The sequence below is a fragment of the Streptomyces sp. NPDC111656 genome, assembly GCF_055656965.1.
In genome coordinates, this window is the sequence record NZ_JBVKCA010000014.1 from 131,238 (window position 1) to 150,840 (window position 19,603).

Sequence of the window (19,603 nt, forward strand, 5' to 3'; positions counted from 1 at the left end):
CCTCCGTAGTTGTCTGCCGAGTCATGCGTTTCCGTACGTGCTTTACGCGTTGTCCGCGGTCACGAACGCGGCGACCTCGTCGGCGAATCGCTCGGGCTCGTCCAGATGCCCGAAGTGGCCGTTGTGCTCCAGGATCACCAGTCGTGAGGCGGGGATCAGCTTGTGGAGCTCCTCGGCCCACCGCACCCCGCACAAGACGTCGTACCGTCCGGCCACGACCAGCGCGGGCACGGACAGGGTGCGAAGCTGCTCGCGGTCGTCGACCACATCGGGTACGCCGTGCTCGTCCAGCCCGGAGATGTAGGTCGCCCGCAGGGACTGCCTCAGCGGCGCCCACCGCTGAGGGTCGGCCCAGTAGTCGGCGATGTAGGCCGGAAGCACGCCTCTGGCGGCGGCCAGCATGGCCTCGTCGTCGCCGATGGACGGGATGGCCGCGAACGCCTCCAGTACGGACGGCAACTCTGGGTGGCCGGTGTGTCGCGTCGCGAACTCCTGCACCGAGCACATCACTTCGGCCGCGTGCCGGCCCCCGGTGACCGGTGCGCTGTCGTACAGCACGATTCCCGCGAGCTGGTCGGGACGGTGCGGTGCGTGGCACTGCGCGACGAAGCCGCCGTGGGAATGGCCCAGCAGATGCACGCGCGGTACGGCGAGGTGGTCGATCACCGCGGCCAGCTGCCTGCTGTAGAGGACTCGGGTGTAGCCGTGGGATGGCCGGTCAGCCGATCGGAGCCGCCGGTGCCGACCGGTTCCACGTACACCATGGTCAGGTCCTTCTCCAGTACCGGTGCGCGCAGGTAGTCCCAGGCGAAACCGGGCCCGCCGGGGTGCGCCACGCACAGCGGCCCGGTGCCGTGGACGTGGTACCGCAGGACGACGTCCTCCACCTCGACGGTGTGGACTCCGACGGTCAGAGGGGCGGCGCGATGAGACCATCACAGCTCCCGATCTTGAAGGTCTTTCGATGAACACCGGCAAGATGCGTGAGCAGGCTGGAAGTTCGATCCCATCAACGTAACGTGAGTCACACCTCTTCGGGAGCTAACGCGCACCCCAGCGTCGGTCGAAGGACGGGACGACGACGGAGGCGATCCAGGTGATGAAGCCGCGCGGATGACCCTTTGTTCTCGCCTGCTCATGGCCGGCCTGTGGACCGAGGTCTGCCTCACCATCCCCGCGCTGTCGGCGGCCGAAGACGGGTACGAGGTGTTCGCCGTCGTCGATGCCTCCGCCGGGTCGAACACCGGGGCCCACGATGCCGCGATCATCCGGATGAGTCAGATCAGAAGGGTGTCGTTCCTGTCAGCACCGCGAGCGTGCTCTCCGAACTGCGATGTGACTGGGCCCGTTCGGAGACGTACGACGCCGTCATGGACATCGTCGCGACCACATGGGCGCCGGGGGACAGGGCGTCAATCATGTGAGTGCGGGATTCAGCAGGAAGTAGCGCGAGTGACGCGAGTGGGAGGTGTTGGATGGGAGTCGTTAGCGCGAACCGGCAACGCACCCGTGTCAGCAGGGGTCCCCTGGGTGACCCGACCTACCGCATGCTCTGGGCCGCCCAGTCGGGCTCGGCCGTCGGCGGCTGGATGCAGTCGGTGGGGCACGGTGGATGCTCGTGCACCGTCCGGGCGCGGCCACCTGGGTGTCGCTCGTGCAGGCGGCAAGCCTGCTGCCGGTGATGTTCGTGTCGCTCCCCGCGGGCGTGCTCGCCGATGTCATGGACCGGCGACGGCTGCTCATCGGCGTCCAGAGCGCGATGACGGTGCTCGCAGCGCTGCTGACCGTGCTGACCGCCGCCGGACGGACCCACCCCCGCCGTGCTCATCGCCTTCACCTTCCTGCTCGGTTGCGGGCAGGCCGTCGGCAACCCCGCCTGGCAGGCGATCCTGCCCGAACTGGTGCCCAGGGAGCAGATCCCGCAGCCGCAGCCTTCGGGAGCCTGAGCGTCAACGTGGCGCGCGCGGTGGGCCCGGCCCTCGCCGGCCTGCTGCTCACGGTCACCTCCACCTGGGTGCTGTTCGCCATCAACGCGGTCTCGTTCACCGCGGTGATTCTGGCGCTGCTGCGCTGGCGCCGGACCGAGGCGGAGCGCACCGCGCCCGAGGCGGTCCTCGCCGCCCTGCACGCAGGCGGCCGCTATGTGCGCCACGCCCCGGGCGTACGCCGGATCCTGTGGCGGGCCGCCCTGTTCGTCGTGCCGGCCAGCGCCCTGTGGGCCCTGCTGCCCGTGATCTCCAGCGAGCACCTTGGCAACAGGCGATGGCGAACGGGGCCTTGGAGGGCAAGGACCTTCTGATCGGCACCACCCGGGGCGAGATGACCGCTTTCTTCTTCTTTCGAGCCGGGCATCCAGTCACTCACGCGAGAAAGCGCACTGCGTCTCCTCGCCGGCCAGTTCGGCCCCAGCGCACCGGACGTCTTCCAGCGCCACGAGAACGAACTTCCGCACGCGACTCCCTTCCAGGTTTTCACCGCACTGCAGACGGATGAGCTCTTCCGTAACGGCGCCCTGCAGATGGCCGACCACCACGCCGTCGGCGGCAACGCCACGTACGTCTACCAGTTCGACTACCACCCCGCCCAGGACCCCGACCGTCTCGGTGCCGCGCACTGCGTCGAACTGCCCTTCCTCTTCGGCACGTTCGAGAACTACCCCGACAGCCCGATGCTGGGGACCCTCTCGGACACCGAGCGGGCGCTGGGGCGGTCCTTCGCCACGGCTGTCTCCGCATTCGTCGCCACCGGCTCCGCGAGCGACTGGCTTCCGTACGCGCCTGCGGCCACCACAAGAATCCGACACTTCAGTACAAGGTAATCTTCGCCGACCGGTGTACGGAGTGGAACGAGTGGCTGCGTCCGCTTCCCTTCACCCTGGGAGTGCTGGTGCTCCTGGTCTTCATCGTGATGCCGGGCGCCGGGGCCGTAGCCCCTGGCCGATCCGCGTGCCGCGGAAAGCGGCATCACAACGAAAGCGCGGCGGGACGTACCAGGCCCGTGCGCTTGACGCCGGTGAGAATGGGCGTCACCTCAATGTCGGAGATATGCGGCAAGGCCCCCACCGTGCCGGTGAGGAATGCGTAGAGCGCGCTCAGATCGGCGGCGGCCACCGCCACCAACAGACTGCTGGAGCCGGTTGTGGCGGCGGTGAAGCGCACCTGCGGATGCCGGCTGAGGATCTGCCCCGTCTCCTGCAACGCCCCGGGCATCGCCTTGATCCACAGCAGTGCCTCGGCGTGCACTCCCAGCAGAGCGAGATCGACTTCGGTGGCCAGTCGGACGGCATGCGTCTCCACCAGGGCGTCCAGGCGGCGACGTACGGTCCGCGGAGTCTTGCCGGTGCGGCCGGCAAGCTCCTCGTAAGTCATCCGGGAGTCCTCGATCAGCGCATCGATGAGTACGTCATCTCCCGGCAGCGGAGTGAGGGGCTCGGGGGAGGCATCGAAGCCGGGCGACAGCTGCGCGGACTCCTCCTGGGTCAGCAGTCCCGCGCTCCAGGCAAACCCCGCGGGAAAGACTCTCAGCAGGTCGTACGACGTCCAGGACTGCACGGCCGCGGTCGCAGGCAGGTCACGCAGCACAAGCTGGTTGCGGGCATTGGATCCGTTCAGGAAGAGCACGACGCAGATCTCGTCCCCTCCGCCCAGAATGTCGACCCAGACGGTGTCGCGGCGCCGAGCGAGGGTGGCGGCGATGGCGGTGATCCGATGGGGGCGGCAGCGGATGCGCAACACCATGGGGATGAGGCGGGGATAGAGGGCGGGATTGCGCACCGCCGTCGCCCGGAGGGTCTGGTCGTGGAACAGCGGTGCGGCGCGGCGCACGACCGTGCGCTCCGAAACACCCAGCACATCGGCGACATGCCGCCAGGAGGCGCGGGGGGACGCCAGCAGCACGGCCGTGATCCGCCGATCCACAGCATCAAGATCCTGGCGTACTTTCGGCACCCCGACCCCTCAGCGATCTTCTTCCTCTGGAGACGAGCGTATCCGGGGACCGAGATGGTCGGCGACGCGCTACGTGCCCCCGCCCCGACGGATTGTGGCTCGACTCGGTGCATCGGACCGCTCGTCAGCGTCCCGGAAGACAGCCACCGCGGAACGCCGTCCTCGGTGTGTGCCGGGATCAGCGTGGTGTCGATGCCGGGAGGGCTGGGGAGGCGCTGTCGGTGGCGCCGGGTCGCGGACGACCGTCGCGCGCGGTGTGCCTTCGGCAGCCGCGATCCGAGGATCTGTCTCGTCGAGCATTTGGCGCATGATCGGTACGGCGAGACGCAGGTGTGGCGTAGTTTCTGTGTTTCCGGCACTGGGATGTATGTGAATCGGCAGAGAGTCCGTAGAACGGTCTTGTCAGAGGGCGCGCTGGACGCCCCTCGGCCGGGCGCGGACCCGGCCCCCTGCGGCCCCTGACACGCCCTCGACGACGACTTTCAGATGGTGGGGAGAAGACCATGACTGATCACGGAGCCGATCTGGTGATCCGGGCCGACGCGGTGCACACACTGGTGCCCGGCCAGGCCCCGCAGCGGGCACTGGCCGTACGGGGCGACCGCATCGCGGCTCTGTCCCCCGACCCGAACGGACTCGACCACTGGGTGACCGCCCGCACCACGGTCCACGACCTGCCCGGTGCCACGGTGCTGCCCGCGTTCGACGACACCCACACCCACCTGATCTACGCCGCGCTCGGCGCGCACGACGTTCCCGTGCACCAAGCGCGTACGATCCCCGAGTTCCTGGAGCTGATCCGGCAGCGGGCCGAGGTCACCCCCGAGGGGGAGTGGATCCGCACCTCCACGAACTGGCAGGAACTCAACCTGGCCGAGCGCCGCATGCCCACCGCGGCCGAACTCGACCGGGCCACCGACCGGCACCCGGTCCTGGTCAAGCGCGGCGGCCACAACGACATCGTCAACACCTACGCGCTGCGGCTGGCGGGCATCAGCGAGGACACCCCCGTACCGCCCGGCGGTGTGATCGGCCGCGACGCGGACGGCAGGCTCGACGGTCGGCTGATCGACAACGCCCTGGGCCTGGTGGAGCGCCTGGTTCCGGCGCCGGACCGATCCCAGCGGATCGACGGGTTGCGCCTGGCCACCAGCCAGTACGCCGCCACCGGCATCGGCACCGTGCGCGACTGCGCGGTCACCCCCGAGGACTACAAGGTGCTCCTCGCCGCCCGCGAGTCGGGGGCGCTGAGCACCCGGGTGCGGGCCCTGATCTCCGCGCTCGGCCTGACCAGCGCGGCCCAGGTGGAGGACCTCCTCGACGTCATGGAGGACTGGCACTACGACTCCGACCCGTGGCTTCGGGTGTGGGGAGTGAAGTTCGGGCTCGACGGCGGGCTGGAGGCCGGGGCCACCGAAGAACCGTACGCCTGCGACCACTCCTTCTCCGGCATGCTGACCTGGGAGCCCGACGCGCTGGTCGAGGCGGTCGAGGCCGTGGTCCGCCGCGGCTGGCGCGTCGGCACGCACGCCTACGGCGACCGCGCGGTCCGCATCCTCCTGGACGTCTACGAACGCGTCCTCTCCCGCAACCCCGGCCTGCCTGCCGGCACGCTGGTGATGGAGCACGGCGGTCCGGCCGGCCCCGAACAGCGCGCCCGCGCCGTCGAGTTGGGCATCCCCGTCACCATCCAGCAGCCGCTGCTGCACGACACCGCCGAGGTGGAGGAGGGCTTCTGGGGCCCGGAACGCGTCGCCCGCCTCTTCCCGGCCCGCGGCTGGATCGACCTGGGCGCCCAGGTCAGCGCCGGATCCGACTTCCCCGTCGGTCAGTTCGGCGCCATGCGCTCCGTCTGGGGCATGACCACCCGGCAGACCGTCATCGGCGTCAAGGGCCGCGAGCACGCCATCACCTACCAGGAAGCCCTCGCCCTGCACACCACCAACGCCGCCCGCCTGTGCGGCGATCAGAGCCTGCGCGGCGCCCTCACCCCGGGCCGCCTCGCCGACCTCACCGTCTGGGACCAGGACCCCGCCCACTGCCCCAGCGACGCCCTGCGCGATCTCAACCCCACCCACACCGTCGTCGGCGGCCTCGCCGTTACACGCGCCGACGCCCGCTAGGGTCTGTGCGAGGTTGTGATCGGTCTTCGGGTTGTGACTGTTCAGTTCATCCGGCGGATGAGCATCAGGATCGGCGGATGCACCCACCCTCTCCGGACAGCCGGTACCTCTGGTTCTTCTGGGCCGATGCCCTCTGTCCGCAACCGGCCAGAGGGCATCGGCCCAGTTGCCCGGGCGGGCGGTGTGTCAGGTGGTGATGGTGGCGACCGGTTCGAGGCCGTAGGTGCGGGCATAGCCGTTCTCGGTACCGACGAGGAGATCGATGACCTCGAAGTAGCGGTCCCAGAACGGGGTTTCGCGCAGTGCGTCGATGAGGAGCTGGTAGGCGTGGTGGTCTTCGGCTTCCCACACCCAGACGTCGGTGACGCGTGCGGAGTAGAACTCGGTGTCGTAGAAGCGTGACCGGACGCCGGTGGTCTTGGCCTCGATGGCCGGCAGGACCTGGGTGGTGAAGGCCTCGACGCGTTGCTGGACGGTCAGGGCGAGCCACTCGGGTGTGGTCTTGACCAGTATGAAGGCCGTGACCGGCGGTTCGGTCTTTTCAGCGGGCATCAGGGTGCCTCCGAACTGGCAGGTGGTCTTGGTCCGCCGGGTTCTATGTGTTCCGGCGGCGGGTGGTGGGCTTCAGGAGAGGACGGCGGGCGTGAGGGTCTGGGCGCACCACTGCTGGAAGCTGGTGGGGAAGGTGGTGTCCGGAGTGCGGGCGATGCCGGCGTCGAGACCCTCGTCCTTGGCCCGCTTCATGTCGACGATGCCCTGGACGAATGCCTCGTTGAGGCCGTAGCCGACGAGGGTGGTGTACAGCTCGTCGAGCGGCTGGCGTTCGTAGCGGACGGGGCGGCCGAGTTGTTCGGTCATGATGCGGGCCAGGTCATTGGGGGACAGGTCCTGCGGCCCGAGGACCGGGACGCTGTCGGTGCCGGTCCACGAGCGGTTCAGCAGCAGGCCGGCGGCGGCTGCCGCGATGTCGGCGACAGCGACGAGGGGGGCCTTGCGGTCGGCGTCGACGGTGTCGGTGAAGACGCCCTTGTCGCGGATCGAGTCGGACTCCTCCAGGATGTTCTCGAAGAAGGACGGATTGGCCAGGGCCCGGTAGGCGACGCCGGTGTCGGCGATGAGGTCGTCCATGGCGAGGGAGGCGGTGACGAGGCCGGCCCGGTCGGCGAGCGGGGTGCCGCGGCCGAGCGCGGAGACACCGACGACATGGCCGACGCCGTGGGCGGCGAGTGCCTTGACGGCGGGGCGGCTGAAACCGCTGTAGGCGTCCTGCGGGGTCAGGGAGGCGTCCGGGGGGACGAGCCAGAAGACGGCGTCCGCACCCTCGAAGGCCCGGTCGAGGACCTGTGCTTCTGCGTGCGAGCCGGTGACCACCTCGACACGTCCGCGCGCCGCGTCCGGAAGCCGGGCGGGATCGCGCACGATCACGCGCAGTTCCTCGCCCGCGGCGGGGGCGGACTCCAGGAGCCGGGAGAGCAGGTGACGGCCGATGTTCCCGGTGGGAGCAGTAATGACGATCATGAAAACCTCGCAGGTAGCGCCGGTTCGGTACGCCCCTCATCCTGCTGAGGATCTCCGTGCTGCCACAATGGGAACTTCGGCACGGAATCATTGACTGAAATGGAATAATGCTGGTGAGCAGCCCGGATCCGGTCATCGACGCCAATCTCGCCATCGCGCTGGATGCTCTGCTGGCCGAGCACAGCGTGACCCGCGCCGCCGCCCGTCTGCACACCTCGCCCGCCGCCATGAGCCGCACCCTCGCCCGTCTGCGCCGCATCCTCCAGGACCCCCTCCTGGTCCGGGCCGGACAGACCATGGTCCCCACCCCACGCGCCCAGGCCCTGCGCGAGGAAGCCGCTGCAGTGGTACGCAGTCTCGGAGCGCTGCTCAGCCCTGGCGCGAGCGTCGACCCCGCCGGCCTCAGCAGCACCTTCACCCTTCAAGCCGCCGACCTGGTCGGCGCGGCACTGGCCCCCGGACTGCTGGAACTGGCCCAGCGGGAGGCGCCGGGGGTCTCGTTCCGGATCCGGGCCGAAGAACTGGAGGCAGGACCCGGTCTGCGCGACGGCCGGATCGACCTGGAGGTCGGATCCATCGACCACGTGGACCCCGAAACCCAGGTCGAAGCATTGGTCAGCCTCCGAATGGTGGCAGCTGTCCGGCCCGGCCATCCGCTCACCGAAGGGCCGCTGACCCCGGTCCGGCTTGCTGCCGCCCAACACGTCGCGGTCAGCCGCCGCGGCCGGTTCACCGGCCCCCTCGACACCGCCCTGGCCGAGCAGAACCTCCACCGGCGGGTCAGCGTCGTCCTTCCCAGCCACCTGGCCGCGATGACCCTCGCCGCCCGCAGCGACATCGTCTGCCTCGTACCCGCCGCACTCCCCGGTGCTGCCCCCTCGCCCCTCACCCACGACGCCGGCGCCCTCGGACTGCACCTCCTCGACATCCCCCTGGCACTGCCACCACTGACCATCGGCATGGCCTGGCACCCCCGACACACAGCCGACGGAGCCCACCACTGGCTCCGCAACGCCGTCCGCCGGACTCTCTGCACACCAACAGCACCTTCTGAGATCACCGTGGCGGACGCGATCGACCCCGAGTAGTACGACACCGCCCCGTCCTAGGAACTGGTGGGTGTGACGCGTAGGCAACTCACTGACAAGCAGTGGAATTTGATTGAGCCCCATCTGCAGATCGGGAGGTTCGGGCCGTACCAGGAGCGGCTTCGGGATCAGTTGGGCGTCGGCTCGGGCGCTCGTCCCAGCGGTGGTTGCCCAGGCCCGGCGGATCACGCTACGCATGGTGATGATGGTGTCGGCGAGGTCGAAGAGGGCGTCGATGACGCCAGCCCGGCGCTCGCGGCTGCACTCGAGGCGGTCGAAGACGTTCTGCTGGGTCGGGCAGCGGTCCCAGGTCGTCCGGGCGAACCGGGGGCGGGCGAGCACACGAGTACACCGACAGCCACCAGGGCCGTCACACCCCGCCTGTGGCTCGGGGCCGTAGGCGGTGATGCATCAGCCCCGCCGCGTACACCACCACGGGTACGGCGACGGCGGGCACGATCCACCACGGGATGCCGATCCACGCCGCCGGCAGGCCCACCCCGAAACAGACCGCGGCGATGGTGATGAGCAGCCGCTGCCCGTACGGGTTCCAGGTGAAGGGCTCGTAGGCACGGGGCCGGGCAACACGCACCGCGCCGAACACGAACGTCTGAGCCGCGACGAGCACGCCGATGGCAGCGTTCATCTGGAGCTCGTCACGGGGCGCCTCCGATGCCCCCGACCGGTACATGCCCTACGCGACCGACGGGGCGCCACCGGGCATGCAAGTGATGGCCTCGAAGAGGAGAAGCCCCTGATCCACCAGCTCCTCCCTAGAGATGTCCAGAACTCCGTTGAACCAGCTCAACAGCATCTCGCTGACCGCGCCCACGACGGCCACGGACATGGTGGCGGTGTCGATCCGGGCATCGTGAAGCCCTTCTCTCAGGAGGGAGTCCACGAGGCCGCTCATGCGCTGCAGGCCCAGACGCCGTTCGCGTGCCGTGAGGGGACCGGCACCCAGGGATTCCGCGAGTTTGACGCGCCCTTTTCTCGGGTCTTGCAGAGGAAGTCCGACGATGACGTCGATCATGTTTCGAGCCCGGTCGCGCAGCGGCTGGTCTGTGCCGATCGCCTCGGCGCATCGGGTGACCTGCTCCTCGTAGATGTCTCTCATGAGCGCTGCCATGAGATCGTCGAGGGAGGAGAAGCTCTCCGTGAAGTACCTGTCCTTCAGCCCGGCGTGGCGGAGTACCGCGCTGATCGACGTGTGGGCGTATCCCTGGCTGGAGAAGAGTTCGAGACCGCTTTCCATGAGGCGCTGACGGCGGAGCGATGTGCGCTGTTCCGCCGTTGCTCCGCCATATGTCCTCACGATGTGCCACCTCTCCTTGAGGCGTCCTGCCCATGGTGCGATGTCGCGCACCGGAGCCCGGTCTGCCGACCGCGATGCTCACTGGCATCGTCTGAGGTTTTGAGCCGTCGGTCCGGCCTTCCCTCGGCGGGCGGCGCCCAAAGTCTTTCCGCCCAGATTCTACCCATCTGGTGACGTGTTACCCCAGATGGGTGTAATGTCGCAATTATTCAGTCGTGAACCGTGAAAGCGCTCCTCGCGAGGCCGGTACCAGCCGCAAGGGGTGTCGCAGATGTGGCCCACCCGCAGGTTGGACGCGCCGGGCCACGCGTAGGAAAGTCATGACCGGTAGCGGCCTGCGTACCGCGCTGAGCGCCCTTGTGCCCGCTGGTCATCCACGTATCGAACACCACGGAGTGCCGTGGTCCCACGGCCATGCCGAGGGGAGAGTTCACCATGAATCCCCACCACCTGTTCATCGGCGGACGCTGGGTGCACACGTCCGGCGATCGCGTCATCAACGCCGTGTCCGCGAGTACCGGCGATCACCTTGGTGCTGTGCCGGACGGTACTCGGGAGGACATCGACCGGGCGGTCGGGGCCGCTCGTGCCGCGTTCGACGCACCGACCGGCTGGGCCTCCTGGGGCACCGAACGTCGCGCGGCCGCCATGATCCGTCTCGCGGACGCGGTCGACGCCAGGAAGGAGGCGACGTCCGACGCCGTCAGCGCGCAGAATGGCATGCCGATCACTGTCGCCCGGTCCTTCGAAGGTGTGGTGCCGTCAGCTCTGCTGCGCTATTACGCGGGTCTGGCCGACAGCATGCCGTGCGAGGAACTGCGTACCGGACTGCCCCGTGGCACCACCCTGGTCCGCCGGGAACCCGCAGGCGTCGTAGCCGCCATCATGACCTGGAACTTCCCTCAGACCATCGCCTTCTTCAAGATAGCCCCGGCTCTGGCGGCCGGTTGCGTGCTCGTCCTCAAACCGGCGCCGGAGACGGTCCTCGACTCGGTGTTGCTGGCGGAGGCGGTCCAGGAAGCGGGCATCCCCGACGGCGTGATCAACATCGTTCCGGGCGGCCGCGACACCGGCGCGTATCTGGTCTCCCATCCTGACATCGACAAGGTGTCGTTCACCGGATCCACCAGAGCGGGGCGTCAAGTGGCTGCCACATGCGCCGAGTTGCTACGGCCGGTGACCCTGGAACTGGGAGGCAAGTCCGCCGCCGTCGTCCTCGACGACGCCGACCTCGCCGCGAACTCGGAGCAGTTCTTCATGGCCAGTCTGCTGAACAACGGTCAGACCTGTTACGCGAGTACCAGGATCCTGGCCTCCCGCAGCAGGTATCGGGAAGTGGTCGAGTTCTGTACGGCGATGGCCCGTGACGCCGTCGTCGGTGACGCGCTCGACCCCGACACCCAGATCGGCCCGCTCGTCAGCCAGCGCCAGCGCGAACGTGTGCTGGGTTACATCAAGACCGGCCTCAACGAGGGGGCTCGGCTCACCACCGGAGGAGGCCGGCCGCCCGGCCTCGATCGAGGCTGGTTCGTCGAACCCACCGTATTCGCCGACGTCGACAACTCATCGACCATCGCGCAGGAAGAGATCTTCGGCCCGGTCCTCACGATCACCTCCTACGACGGCGAGGACGAGGCAGTGCGCCTGGCGAACGAGTCGGCCTACGGCCTCGCCGGCACCGTCTGGACCACGGACTTGGACCACGGTGCCCAGGTGGCCCGCCGTTTGCGAACCGGCACCGTCGGGCTCAACGGCTATCTGCCCGACCTCACCTCCCCCTACGGAGGCAGGAAGGCCAGCGGACTCGGCACCGAACTGGGGCCCGAGGGTCTTCATGCATACCAGCAAGTCCAGTCGATCTACCACCCCTGATGCGACGGTCGGCATGCGTCGCCCGGCTCGGGCGAGTGCAGGCGACGGCCGTCCGCCGGGCGAGGAGGCCAGCATGAATTCCACCGGAACCGAAGGATTCGACTACGTCATCGTGGGCGCCGGCAGCGCCGGTTGTGTGCTCGCAGACCGCCTGAGCCGCGACGACCGCGTCCGCGTACTGCTCCTCGAAGCGGGCGGCCCCGACACCGACGAACTCATCCACATCCCGGCCGCGCTCGGAATGCTCTTCGGATCGCCTACCGACTGGAGCTACCGGACCGTCGAGCAGTCCCAGCCGGGCCGCACCTTCTCCTGGCCCCGGGGCAAGACACTGGGCGGCTCGTCATCCACCAACGTCATGATCTACACCCGGGGCAACCGGCACGACTACGACGGTTGGTGTGACGAGCACGGGGCGAAAGGCTGGGGCTACGACGACGTCCTGCCGTATTTCGTGAAGTCCGAGTCGAACCCCCGCCTCGGCGAGCCCTACCACGGTTCGGACGGACCCCTGCACGTAGAGGACCGCGTCTACACCCACGAGCTCTCACGGTCCTGGCTGGACGCCGCCGTGGAATGGGGACTGGACCGCAACGACGACTTCGCGGGTACGTCCCCTGCCGGCGCCGGCCTGTACCAGGTGACATGCCACCACGGGCGACGGTGGTCCGCTGCCGACGCCTATCTGCGCCCGGCCCTTGACCGACCCAACCTCACGGTACGCACCGGCGCCATGGCAACAAAGATCACACTCGACGGATCACGCGCGGCCGGCGTCACCTATCTCCGGGAGGGACAGGAGCGGACGGCCCACGCCGACAGGGAGATCCTGCTCTGCGGCGGATCCATCAACTCGCCCCAGCTGCTGCTCCTGTCGGGCATAGGCGATCCCGACGAGCTGCACGATGTGGGGATAGACGTCCGCGTTCCCCTGCCAGGGGTCGGGCGGAACCTGCAAGACCATTTGATGACTCCCGTCGTCTGGGACACCCGCAACTCCACTGACATCGTCCGGGACCTGCTCACCCCGGACAACCTCGAACGGTGGCGCGCCCACGGCGACGGGCCCTTCGCCTCCAACTACGGCGAGGTCGGCGCGTTCCTCAACGTCACGGACGGCGACAGCCGTCCTGACGTCCAGTTGGTGGGAGGAGCCACGGCACTCATTCTCAGCGGTGAGGAAGTACCTGACCGGCCGGTGTTCACGATGAACTGCTGCCCCCTGAACCCGCGGACTCGCGGCACCGTCCGTCTCGCGTCGGCTGATCCGCAGGCCCCACCGCTGATCGATCCCCGGTACTTCGACGTACCCGCGGATGTGTCGGTCATGGTCGCCGGACTCAGAGCGGTCATGGGCATCGCCCGCTGCGCACCGTTCGCCGCACACCTGGCGCGGGCGTACCTGCCGGCCAGTGACGACCTGGACTGTCTGGACGGCATGGACGACGCGGCTCTCGAAGAGCACGTCCGCAGGTGGAGTGCCACGGCCTATCACCCAGTGGGCACCTGTGCCATGGGAACCGGAGACGACTCCGTCGTCAATTCGGACCTGGAGGTCTACGGAGTCGAGCGACTCCGTGTCGTCGACGCCTCGGTCATGCCGACTGTCATCAGCGGCAACACCAACGCACCCACGATCATGATCGCCGAAAAGGCGGCCGAGAGGATCGGGGAGTAGCGGCGCCGTCAAAGTGCCGAACCACACCGGTCGGACGGAGCCCAAGGACCGGATCAAGGGCCTCCAGCGGACGGTGGAGCAGACCAAGGCATCCGGACGGTCGTCCATCGCCCTGATCGGCGCCGGCCTGGGAAAGAACGCTGATCTCTACGTGGCGGTCGGCGCCGGCGCTCCTATGCCCAGAGATGCGGAGGTTGTCCACGTGGCCCGCATGCGTGATGAGGAGTCCCAGCGGCAGGGCGAGGAGGAGCACTAGGCCGGTTCGTTTGGATCACTTCCGCTGGCCGAGGTTGTCGTTGATGATGTCCATGTGACTAACTGCATCAGCGCTCTGATCTCGGCCTTCGGCGTCCTTGCCAGCGTGATGCTGTTCGTTCTTGCCGTTCGTGAGCACCGCTCTGGGGCCTCGGTTCTCTGGCTCGTGGCTGGAGCCGTGATCTTCCTCAGCGCGTCGTACACGCTCGTGCGGGACGTGCGGCGACTCCGCACTGGGCCCACCGCCTGACAGCAGCGCCGTTCCAACCAGCTCCGCCAGTCGTTGTTCGTGTGTGCCGTTGACTGACGCGCAGTGGGCGCGAATCGTGCCGTTACGCCCAGATCGGACACCGCGGCGGGGTGGCCGGTGGCGGGATCACCGAGAGGTGATCGACGCGATCGCCTGGAAGTTCCAGACGGGATCGCAGTGGATCCGCCTCCCGGAGAAGTACGGCAACTGGCGAGGCGTCTACAACCGGCTGCGGATGTGGGCCGTCGACGGCACCTGGGAGCGGGTGTTCACCGCGCTGGTCGCACAGGCCGACGCCGACGCCGACCTCAACTGGGCTGTCTCGGTGGACTCCACCATCGTGCGAGCACACCAGCACGCGGCCGGGGCCCGCAAAAAGGGGCCCCAGCAGACCACGTTATCGGCCGGTCCCGGGGCGGACTGACCACAAAGATCCACCTGGCCTCCGATGCCCAATGCCGGCCACTGGCCTTCGTGCTCACCGCCGGACAGGCCGGTGACGCACCCGCCTTCGCTCACGTCATGGCCCGCCTTCGCGTTCCTCGACGGCGAGGACGGCCCCGCACAAGGCCAGACGTGGTACTTGGCCGACAAGGCATACTCCTCCCGCGCGATCCGCGAGCACCTGCGGAAGCGCGGTATCCGCGCGGTCATCCCCGTCTCGGCCGATCAGCGCGGCCACCGCCTGCGGCGCGGCAGCCGGGGCGGCAGACCACCCGCCTTCGACCGCGAGACATACAAGCAGCGCAACACCGTCGAACGCTGCATCAACCGCTTGAAACACTGGCGAGGCATCGCCACCCGCTACGAGAAGACCGCGACCTTCTACCTGGCCGGACTCCACATCGCGGGCATCTTCCTCTGGTCAGCGCGGTGATCCAAACGAAACTGCCTAAGCGCGGCTCCTGGTGGTCGCGGTCCTGAAGACGGAGTCATCAGAGGTGCGTTCCTTTGCCGGTTCGGGCGTGCGGTAGTGATGTTGGGGAGGGGCTCTGCTCTGCAGTGGTTCAAGTGCTTTCCAACGCCGCTGGTCGGCGACGGCAGGGGCGGCCGCAACAAGTTCAACGTCCAGCAAGAGGCCCCGGTCAGGGCTTGCGCCTCTTCCGGGACCGGATGCCGTCGAGAACGCACCACGGGACCCGTGCGAGATACGACTGCCACCCGACGGGGACGGAGTCCTGCCCCCGAAACGGTTCCAAACGCCCCAAGGCAGCTGTGAGTTGGGGCCTGTCCGGCGGATCCTGCCGGACAGGCCCGTGGTCCCGAGGACGGCTCAGCGCTTGAGCGTGAAGGTGAAGTCGCCGGAGAGCTTGCCGCTCAGCCGGACTGCCGACACGAGTTTCCCCTCCGTGATCAGTCTCTCGATCTCGGCCCGCGAAAGACCGCACCCTTCAGCGATCAGTCGCACCGGCCGGACAGGGATCCGCGCCGCAAAGCGGACCGAGACGTCGATCACCTCGCGGTCCAGGTAATCCGATCCGCCGGGGTCGAGGCGCCAGGCGTTGTCCCAGTCGAGGGCGATGCGGTTGCGGCGCCGCACGAGCGGATCCTGGAGCAACTCAGCTGCCAGACCAGGGTCGTTGTCATGCAGCCGGTCCAGCAGCTCAGGTCGTACGGAGCGCACATTCATCCGCTCCAGGACCGTGAGCTTTGTCGTTTCCCCGCAAGCGGTGCAGAGCGCGAGGAGCCAGGCGTCGATGAGCTTGTGGTGGGCGTTGACGCGAAATTTACCGCTGGTCCGGAAGCGCTCGGAGGCGCACGCGTGGCAACGGCGGAGAACGAGCGGCAGGCAGGTGGGCATGACCACCCAGTTTTCGAGCACAGAAATACACCGGTTTCAGTGAGAAGTCCGCAGCAAAAAGAAGCGCGGCGCACATGCGCGACGCGCGACAAATCAGCGCTCGGGAGGTCTCACACGGCGTACAACGGCACGTCCTTGACTAGACGACTTGGTCCGGCAGCACGCTAATGGCGCACAGCGGGGCTGTTCCACTGGTTTTCGAGCGCCTCACCGACCGGTTCTCTTCGGCGGATCACGGACGAAGCCAGAGCCGGATCACGGCGACGGTGACGGTGCCGTGGAAGACGTAGGCCCGCCTTTCGTACCTCGTGGCCACGGCCTCGAAGTTCCGTCCCTCGGCTCGGGGATGGTGCGCTTGGCGTGGTGTCTGCGCAGGTAGCGGCGGTTGCGACGGGATTTGTACTCCTTGTCGCCGCCGAGGTGGTCGGGGCGGGTGCGAGGTGCCCGCCGCCCAGGCGCGCGACGCGGTGTCTTCCACGCCTGGAATGAGCTGCGGTGCTTCCCCCACTGCCCCTGGTGTGATCACGGCTCTCGGCCTGACCCGCTCGGCTGGACCCAGCCGCCGTCCGACCTTTGGTCTCTGGGTGCAGCGTCCGGCGTTTTCCCAGGTGGACCGCGCTGCGCACGTAGCTGGGTCCCACTGGATCCGTGGACCTGTGTCACTGATCAGTGGTGTCATCTGTGTCATCGGCGCCCCGGCCCGAGGTGGGAAGGCGCCTCGTTCGGGTTCGGTTTCGTCGTACCTATCCCCGCGCTGTACGCCTTGCTGTACGGTCGGAACATGTCGAAGTCAGTGACAATCCGAGTCCCTGAAGAGCTCCACGCGCAGCTGCAGGAGCGGGCCGAAGCCGAGGGCACCACGGTCACCGCGCTCATCACCGAGGCCGCGCACAACGCGGTCCGCGATCCCCGCCTGGACAGCGCCGCCGACGTCTTCCGTGCGTTCGTCGCCGACAACGCGGCCGCGTTCGACGCGGCGTTTCCCGACGATGCCCCCGCCCGGCTGGACGCCTCTGGACGGGCTGCTGCCTGACCATGGAGCTCCATATCGACATCCGCTGGCTGCTGGAGCGCCAGTCGGAAGTGCTGCCCAAGCAGCCCTCGGTTCACGACTTCTCCAACCTCGTGGCCGCCGTCGCGCGCCACCGGGTCAACACCCCCCAGGTCGGCGTCGCCGTCGACAGCGCCTGGCGGGCGGCGGCTCTGATGCACGCGATCATCCGGCTGCGCCCCTTGCCGGCCCGCAACGCCTTGTACGGTGCCGCGATCGTCACGGCGTACATGTGCGCCGCGGGCGAGGCTGTGGACCCGCCGTACGGTGCGCTGATCGACCTCGCCCGCGACATCGATGCCGGCCGCGTCGACGGATACGACGCAGCCGACCGCATCCGCTCCTGGCGGATTTGATCTCACCCCCCATGCAGCGCCTGGTGCAGCGCGGTGTCCTGCATGGTGAGGTTTTGGGCATCGGAGAGTGATGGTGACCTCCCAAGGAACGACGCTCACCGTGCCCGTCTCCGGGGAGGCGGAGGAAGCGTCCAAGCCGACGACGGCCACGACCGAGGAGCCGACCAGCGAGCCCGCCTCGCCCACTGCCGCCGGCACGGAGTCGACGCCGACTCCCGACGTCACGGACACACCCACACCGACCGGGAGCGGAGTCTCCTGACCCGTCGGGCGCTTTGCCGGGTCAGGTCGGTGACGCACGGCCCGGACGACACTCCTAGCCCCTAGCTCAGCTCCACCCGCACGGTGTCGTCGTCGGGGAGGACCACGACCTTGGTGCTTTTGTAGTCCGCGGTCTTGGAGACCAGGTAGTAGCGGCTCGGCGACTTCGCGATCAGGCGGAAGCCGGTGTACTGGTAGCGGTACGGACCGGCTCCGTCGCCCAGGTCCTTGTACCTGATGTCCTGCGCGTGATGCTGGAGGATCACACGTGAGTGGACTATTACGTGCTGACTCTTCCGATAGTGGACCTGGGCGGCCGCGACGGCGTTGCTCACGCCCGCCATCGACGCGTAGCGGGCCATGGTGAAGAAGAGCGTCATCGTCAGTAGCCCGAGGAGCAGGGCTCCCCCCCGACTGCCATAGCCGGTCCCCGGTGCGGCCGGGCCGGTCGTGTGTCTCTCCGTCGTGGGTGAGACGCAGTTGTACGGCGAAGAAGGCCAAGGTTGCGCCCAGAGCCACCAGCGTCGCAGGCATGAACTTGGCGGCCCAGCCGCCCGGAAGCGTGGGGAGATTCTTCTCCCGGAAGAAGACCGGGAAGCCCAGCAGCAGGACAAGGCCCGAGCCCAGCAGCCAGAGGATCACCTTGCTGCGACGGGCCGCGTGCCGTGGCCCGCTGAGCGTCTGTCCCCCCCAGCCAAGCACCAGCAGCACGATCAGCCCGCACACGAGCAGGAGCCACAGCGGCAGGAAGATGGCGTCCGGGCTCTTGGCCAGCATGGCCTGCACGGAGAACTGCAAGATCTTCGGGGATCACCCCGAGTGCGGTGTCGTACGCGCGCTGGTAGACGTTGCCAAAGTGGTACAGCAGCCCGATGGCCACAGTCCCGGGCGCCGCAATGTATGCCGCCTTGTCCAGAAACCCGGACTTCGGCGGCCGCGGGGGAGGCTCGGTTGCCGACCTGGGCGGCGGCTCCTCGGGCGCGGGCATGGCCCAGTCTGTTCACCGGTTGCCCTGCCCGCACGTGAGGCGAGTCCGCTCGAATGACCCTGCGCGCCAGCCGGGACCCTGCGCGCCCGGCCAACCCATCCGGATGCTCCGACCCACCCCTGCGTACCCTGTCTTCGTGTCAGCCTCCCGCCTGCGTCGCGTCGCCGTTCTTGTGCTCGAGGGTGCGAAGCCGCTCGATGTCGGAATCCCCGCGCAGGTGTTCACCACGCGCGCGAGCATGCCGTACGAGGTTCGGCTGTGCGGCGCGGCACCTGGTCTCGTGACCGGCGGCGACGGCCTTTCGTACCACGTCGCCCACGGCCTTGACGCACTTGAGTGGGCCGACATCGTCTTCATCCCCGGCTATCGCTTCCCGGACCGTGACGATCCGCCGCAGGCCGTCGTCGACGCGCTGATCACTGCCCACGACCGGGGCGCTCGGCTCGCCGCCATCTCGACGGGCGCCTTCGCGCTCGCCGCGACGGGCCTGCTCGACGGCAGGCGTGCCACGACGCACTGGCACTACGCACGGGCGCTGGTGGCGAGGCATCCGCTCGTCGAGGTCGACGAGAACGTTCTGTTCGTCGACGAGGGCAGCGTGCTGACGTCGGCCGGCGCCGCCTCGGGCATCGACCTGTGCCTGCACGTTCTGCGCGGCGACCTCGGGGTGGCCGCATCCAACCACGCGGCCCGGCGATTGGTCGCAGCCCCCTACCGCAGCGGCGGTCAGGCGCAGTATGTGCCGCGCAGCGTGCCTGAGCCGCTCGGTGAGCGGTTCGCCGACACCCGCGAGTGGGCGCTGCACCGGCTCGACGAGCCCCTCACCCTCGAGGTACTGGCGCGGCAGGCGGCGGTCTCGCCGCGCACGTTCTCGCGGCGCTTCGTAGCGGAGACCGGGTACACGCCGATGCAGTGGGTCATGCGAGCCCGCATCGACATGGCCCGCGAGCTGCTCGAGCGTTCGCAGCGCAGCGTCGAGCAGATCGCCACCGACGTCGGTCTGGGCACCGGTGCGAATTTGCGACTGCACTTCCATCGCATCCTCGGCACCACGCCGAGCGAGTACCGGCGCACCTTCACCCAGGGAGAGTAGCCCCGCC

20 protein-coding genes and 4 pseudogenes are annotated in these 19,603 nt (G+C 68.5%); 13 read left to right on the plus strand and 11 right to left on the minus strand.

Annotation, left to right across the window (positions count from 1 at the left end; translation table 11 throughout):
- Positions 1–42: 42 nt before the first annotated feature.
- On the minus strand, positions 43–936 hold the full coding sequence (locus tag ACZ7M3_RS34200) for an alpha/beta fold hydrolase (protein WP_472068421.1): 894 nt from the start codon (positions 934–936) through the stop codon (positions 43–45).
- A 201-nt stretch (positions 937–1,137) separates the two neighbouring features.
- Between ACZ7M3_RS34200 and ACZ7M3_RS34205 the strand changes: the two are divergent.
- A pseudogene (locus tag ACZ7M3_RS34205) lies at positions 1,138–1,269 on the plus strand (isochorismatase family protein); the annotation flags it as partial.
- Positions 1,270–1,282: 13 nt separating this feature from the next.
- On the opposite strand, the gene ACZ7M3_RS34210 reads toward ACZ7M3_RS34205, so the two are convergent.
- Entirely contained in the window at positions 1,283–1,420 is a 138-nt protein-coding gene (locus ACZ7M3_RS34210) for a hypothetical protein (protein WP_472068423.1), read from the minus strand.
- A gap of 192 nt (positions 1,421–1,612) precedes the next feature.
- Between ACZ7M3_RS34210 and ACZ7M3_RS34215 the strand changes: the two genes are divergently transcribed.
- Positions 1,613–2,299, plus strand: coding sequence for an MFS transporter (locus ACZ7M3_RS34215; protein WP_472068425.1), 687 nt, complete (start codon positions 1,613–1,615; stop codon positions 2,297–2,299).
- 219 nt (positions 2,300–2,518) lie between these two features.
- Positions 2,519–2,818, plus strand: a complete 300-nt coding sequence (locus tag ACZ7M3_RS34220) for a carboxylesterase family protein (protein WP_472068427.1) — start codon at positions 2,519–2,521, stop codon at positions 2,816–2,818.
- Between the two features lie 145 nt (positions 2,819–2,963).
- Here ACZ7M3_RS34220 and ACZ7M3_RS34225 read toward each other — a convergent pair whose 3' ends face one another.
- Complete coding sequence (locus tag ACZ7M3_RS34225; protein WP_472068429.1) at positions 2,964–3,917, minus strand: AsnC family transcriptional regulator; 954 nt, start codon at positions 3,915–3,917, stop codon at positions 2,964–2,966.
- Positions 3,918–4,450: 533 nt separating this feature from the next.
- Here ACZ7M3_RS34225 and ACZ7M3_RS34230 point away from each other — a divergent pair.
- Positions 4,451–6,070, plus strand: coding sequence for an amidohydrolase (locus ACZ7M3_RS34230; protein WP_472068431.1), 1,620 nt, complete (start codon positions 4,451–4,453; stop codon positions 6,068–6,070).
- A gap of 186 nt (positions 6,071–6,256) precedes the next feature.
- Here ACZ7M3_RS34230 and ACZ7M3_RS34235 read toward each other — a convergent pair whose 3' ends face one another.
- Positions 6,257–6,622 (minus strand): darcynin family protein, encoded by a 366-nt coding sequence (locus tag ACZ7M3_RS34235; protein ID WP_472068433.1) that lies wholly within the window; start codon positions 6,620–6,622, stop codon positions 6,257–6,259.
- A 72-nt stretch (positions 6,623–6,694) separates the two neighbouring features.
- Positions 6,695–7,588: an NAD(P)H-binding protein gene (locus tag ACZ7M3_RS34240; RefSeq protein ID WP_472068435.1), complete on the minus strand. Its 894-nt coding sequence runs from the start codon at positions 7,586–7,588 to the stop codon at positions 6,695–6,697.
- A 107-nt stretch (positions 7,589–7,695) separates the two neighbouring features.
- Between ACZ7M3_RS34240 and ACZ7M3_RS34245 the strand changes: the two genes are divergently transcribed.
- On the plus strand, positions 7,696–8,676 hold the full coding sequence (locus ACZ7M3_RS34245; protein WP_472068437.1) for a LysR family transcriptional regulator: 981 nt from the start codon (positions 7,696–7,698) through the stop codon (positions 8,674–8,676).
- A gap of 133 nt (positions 8,677–8,809) precedes the next feature.
- On the opposite strand, the pseudogene ACZ7M3_RS34250 reads toward ACZ7M3_RS34245, so the two are convergent.
- The 3 genes and pseudogenes from ACZ7M3_RS34250 to ACZ7M3_RS34260 all read right to left on the minus strand — a co-directional run.
- A pseudogene (locus tag ACZ7M3_RS34250) lies at positions 8,810–8,964 on the minus strand (IS5/IS1182 family transposase); the annotation flags it as partial.
- 82 nt (positions 8,965–9,046) lie between these two features.
- On the minus strand, positions 9,047–9,322 hold the full coding sequence (locus ACZ7M3_RS34255) for a hypothetical protein (RefSeq protein WP_472068439.1): 276 nt from the start codon (positions 9,320–9,322) through the stop codon (positions 9,047–9,049).
- Between the two features lie 48 nt (positions 9,323–9,370).
- On the minus strand, positions 9,371–10,042 hold the full coding sequence (locus tag ACZ7M3_RS34260; protein WP_472068441.1) for a TetR/AcrR family transcriptional regulator: 672 nt from the start codon (positions 10,040–10,042) through the stop codon (positions 9,371–9,373).
- A gap of 384 nt (positions 10,043–10,426) precedes the next feature.
- Between ACZ7M3_RS34260 and ACZ7M3_RS34265 the strand changes: the two genes are divergently transcribed.
- The 4 genes and pseudogenes from ACZ7M3_RS34265 (at position 10,427) to ACZ7M3_RS34280 (ending at position 14,923) form a co-directional block, all read left to right on the plus strand.
- Positions 10,427–11,863, plus strand: coding sequence for an aldehyde dehydrogenase (locus ACZ7M3_RS34265; protein WP_472068443.1), 1,437 nt, complete (start codon positions 10,427–10,429; stop codon positions 11,861–11,863).
- Between the two features lie 73 nt (positions 11,864–11,936).
- Positions 11,937–13,541 (plus strand): GMC family oxidoreductase, encoded by a 1,605-nt coding sequence (locus ACZ7M3_RS34270; protein ID WP_472068445.1) that lies wholly within the window; start codon positions 11,937–11,939, stop codon positions 13,539–13,541.
- Positions 13,542–13,554: 13 nt separating this feature from the next.
- The gene (locus ACZ7M3_RS34275; protein WP_472068447.1) at positions 13,555–13,797 is read left to right on the plus strand and encodes a hypothetical protein; all 243 of its coding nucleotides are present in this window, start codon (positions 13,555–13,557) and stop codon (positions 13,795–13,797) included.
- Between the two features lie 292 nt (positions 13,798–14,089).
- Positions 14,090–14,923: pseudogene (locus ACZ7M3_RS34280) on the plus strand (IS5 family transposase).
- Positions 14,924–15,319: 396 nt separating this feature from the next.
- On the opposite strand, the gene ACZ7M3_RS34285 reads toward ACZ7M3_RS34280, so the two are convergent.
- Entirely contained in the window at positions 15,320–15,868 is a 549-nt protein-coding gene (locus ACZ7M3_RS34285) for a DUF1062 domain-containing protein (protein ID WP_472068449.1), read from the minus strand.
- Between the two features lie 211 nt (positions 15,869–16,079).
- Positions 16,080–16,376 (minus strand): annotated as a pseudogene (locus ACZ7M3_RS34290) (transposase family protein); the annotation flags it as partial.
- 252 nt (positions 16,377–16,628) lie between these two features.
- On the opposite strand from ACZ7M3_RS34290, the gene ACZ7M3_RS34295 reads away from it, so the two are divergent.
- From ACZ7M3_RS34295 to ACZ7M3_RS34305, 3 genes are all read left to right on the plus strand, one after another.
- Positions 16,629–16,880: a YlcI/YnfO family protein gene (locus ACZ7M3_RS34295; protein ID WP_067383353.1), complete on the plus strand. Its 252-nt coding sequence runs from the start codon at positions 16,629–16,631 to the stop codon at positions 16,878–16,880.
- A gap of 2 nt (positions 16,881–16,882) precedes the next feature.
- On the plus strand, positions 16,883–17,254 hold the full coding sequence (locus tag ACZ7M3_RS34300) for a toxin Doc (protein ID WP_472068451.1): 372 nt from the start codon (positions 16,883–16,885) through the stop codon (positions 17,252–17,254).
- Positions 17,255–17,324: 70 nt separating this feature from the next.
- Positions 17,325–17,516, plus strand: a complete 192-nt coding sequence (locus tag ACZ7M3_RS34305; RefSeq protein WP_472068453.1) for a hypothetical protein — start codon at positions 17,325–17,327, stop codon at positions 17,514–17,516.
- A 61-nt stretch (positions 17,517–17,577) separates the two neighbouring features.
- On the opposite strand, the gene ACZ7M3_RS34310 is transcribed toward ACZ7M3_RS34305, so the two are convergent.
- A complete protein-coding gene (locus tag ACZ7M3_RS34310; RefSeq protein WP_472068455.1) occupies positions 17,578–17,895 on the minus strand; it encodes a hypothetical protein in 318 nt (105 codons plus the stop codon).
- Positions 17,896–18,639: 744 nt separating this feature from the next.
- Here ACZ7M3_RS34310 and ACZ7M3_RS34315 point away from each other — a divergent pair.
- Positions 18,640–19,596, plus strand: coding sequence for a GlxA family transcriptional regulator (locus ACZ7M3_RS34315; RefSeq protein ID WP_472068457.1), 957 nt, complete (start codon positions 18,640–18,642; stop codon positions 19,594–19,596).
- Positions 19,597–19,603: the final 7 nt, after the last annotated feature.

What these genes read in the sequence shown, in the direction of transcription:
- ACZ7M3_RS34240 (WP_472068435.1), bottom strand. Translation starts at nt 7,588, where the DNA reads ATGATCGTCATTACTGCTCCCACCGGGAACATCGGCCGTCACCTGCTC.
- ACZ7M3_RS34295 (WP_067383353.1), top strand. Translation starts at nt 16,629, where the DNA reads ATGTCGAAGTCAGTGACAATCCGAGTCCCTGAAGAGCTCCACGCGCAG.
- ACZ7M3_RS34305 (WP_472068453.1), top strand. Translation starts at nt 17,325, where the DNA reads ATGGTGACCTCCCAAGGAACGACGCTCACCGTGCCCGTCTCCGGGGAG.
- ACZ7M3_RS34255 (WP_472068439.1), bottom strand. Translation starts at nt 9,322, where the DNA reads ATGAACGCTGCCATCGGCGTGCTCGTCGCGGCTCAGACGTTCGTGTTC.
- ACZ7M3_RS34230 (WP_472068431.1), top strand. Translation starts at nt 4,451, where the DNA reads ATGACTGATCACGGAGCCGATCTGGTGATCCGGGCCGACGCGGTGCAC.
- ACZ7M3_RS34270 (WP_472068445.1), top strand. Translation starts at nt 11,937, where the DNA reads ATGAATTCCACCGGAACCGAAGGATTCGACTACGTCATCGTGGGCGCC.
- ACZ7M3_RS34220 (WP_472068427.1), top strand. Translation starts at nt 2,519, where the DNA reads ATGGCCGACCACCACGCCGTCGGCGGCAACGCCACGTACGTCTACCAG.
- ACZ7M3_RS34310 (WP_472068455.1), bottom strand. Translation starts at nt 17,895, where the DNA reads ATGACGCTCTTCTTCACCATGGCCCGCTACGCGTCGATGGCGGGCGTG.
- ACZ7M3_RS34215 (WP_472068425.1), top strand. Translation starts at nt 1,613, where the DNA reads ATGCTCGTGCACCGTCCGGGCGCGGCCACCTGGGTGTCGCTCGTGCAG.
- ACZ7M3_RS34235 (WP_472068433.1), bottom strand. Translation starts at nt 6,622, where the DNA reads ATGCCCGCTGAAAAGACCGAACCGCCGGTCACGGCCTTCATACTGGTC.
- ACZ7M3_RS34210 (WP_472068423.1), bottom strand. Translation starts at nt 1,420, where the DNA reads ATGATTGACGCCCTGTCCCCCGGCGCCCATGTGGTCGCGACGATGTCC.
- ACZ7M3_RS34200 (WP_472068421.1), bottom strand. Translation starts at nt 936, where the DNA reads ATGGTCTCATCGCGCCGCCCCTCTGACCGTCGGAGTCCACACCGTCGA.
- ACZ7M3_RS34300 (WP_472068451.1), top strand. Translation starts at nt 16,883, where the DNA reads ATGGAGCTCCATATCGACATCCGCTGGCTGCTGGAGCGCCAGTCGGAA.
- ACZ7M3_RS34245 (WP_472068437.1), top strand. Translation starts at nt 7,696, where the DNA reads ATGCTGGTGAGCAGCCCGGATCCGGTCATCGACGCCAATCTCGCCATC.
- ACZ7M3_RS34265 (WP_472068443.1), top strand. Translation starts at nt 10,427, where the DNA reads ATGAATCCCCACCACCTGTTCATCGGCGGACGCTGGGTGCACACGTCC.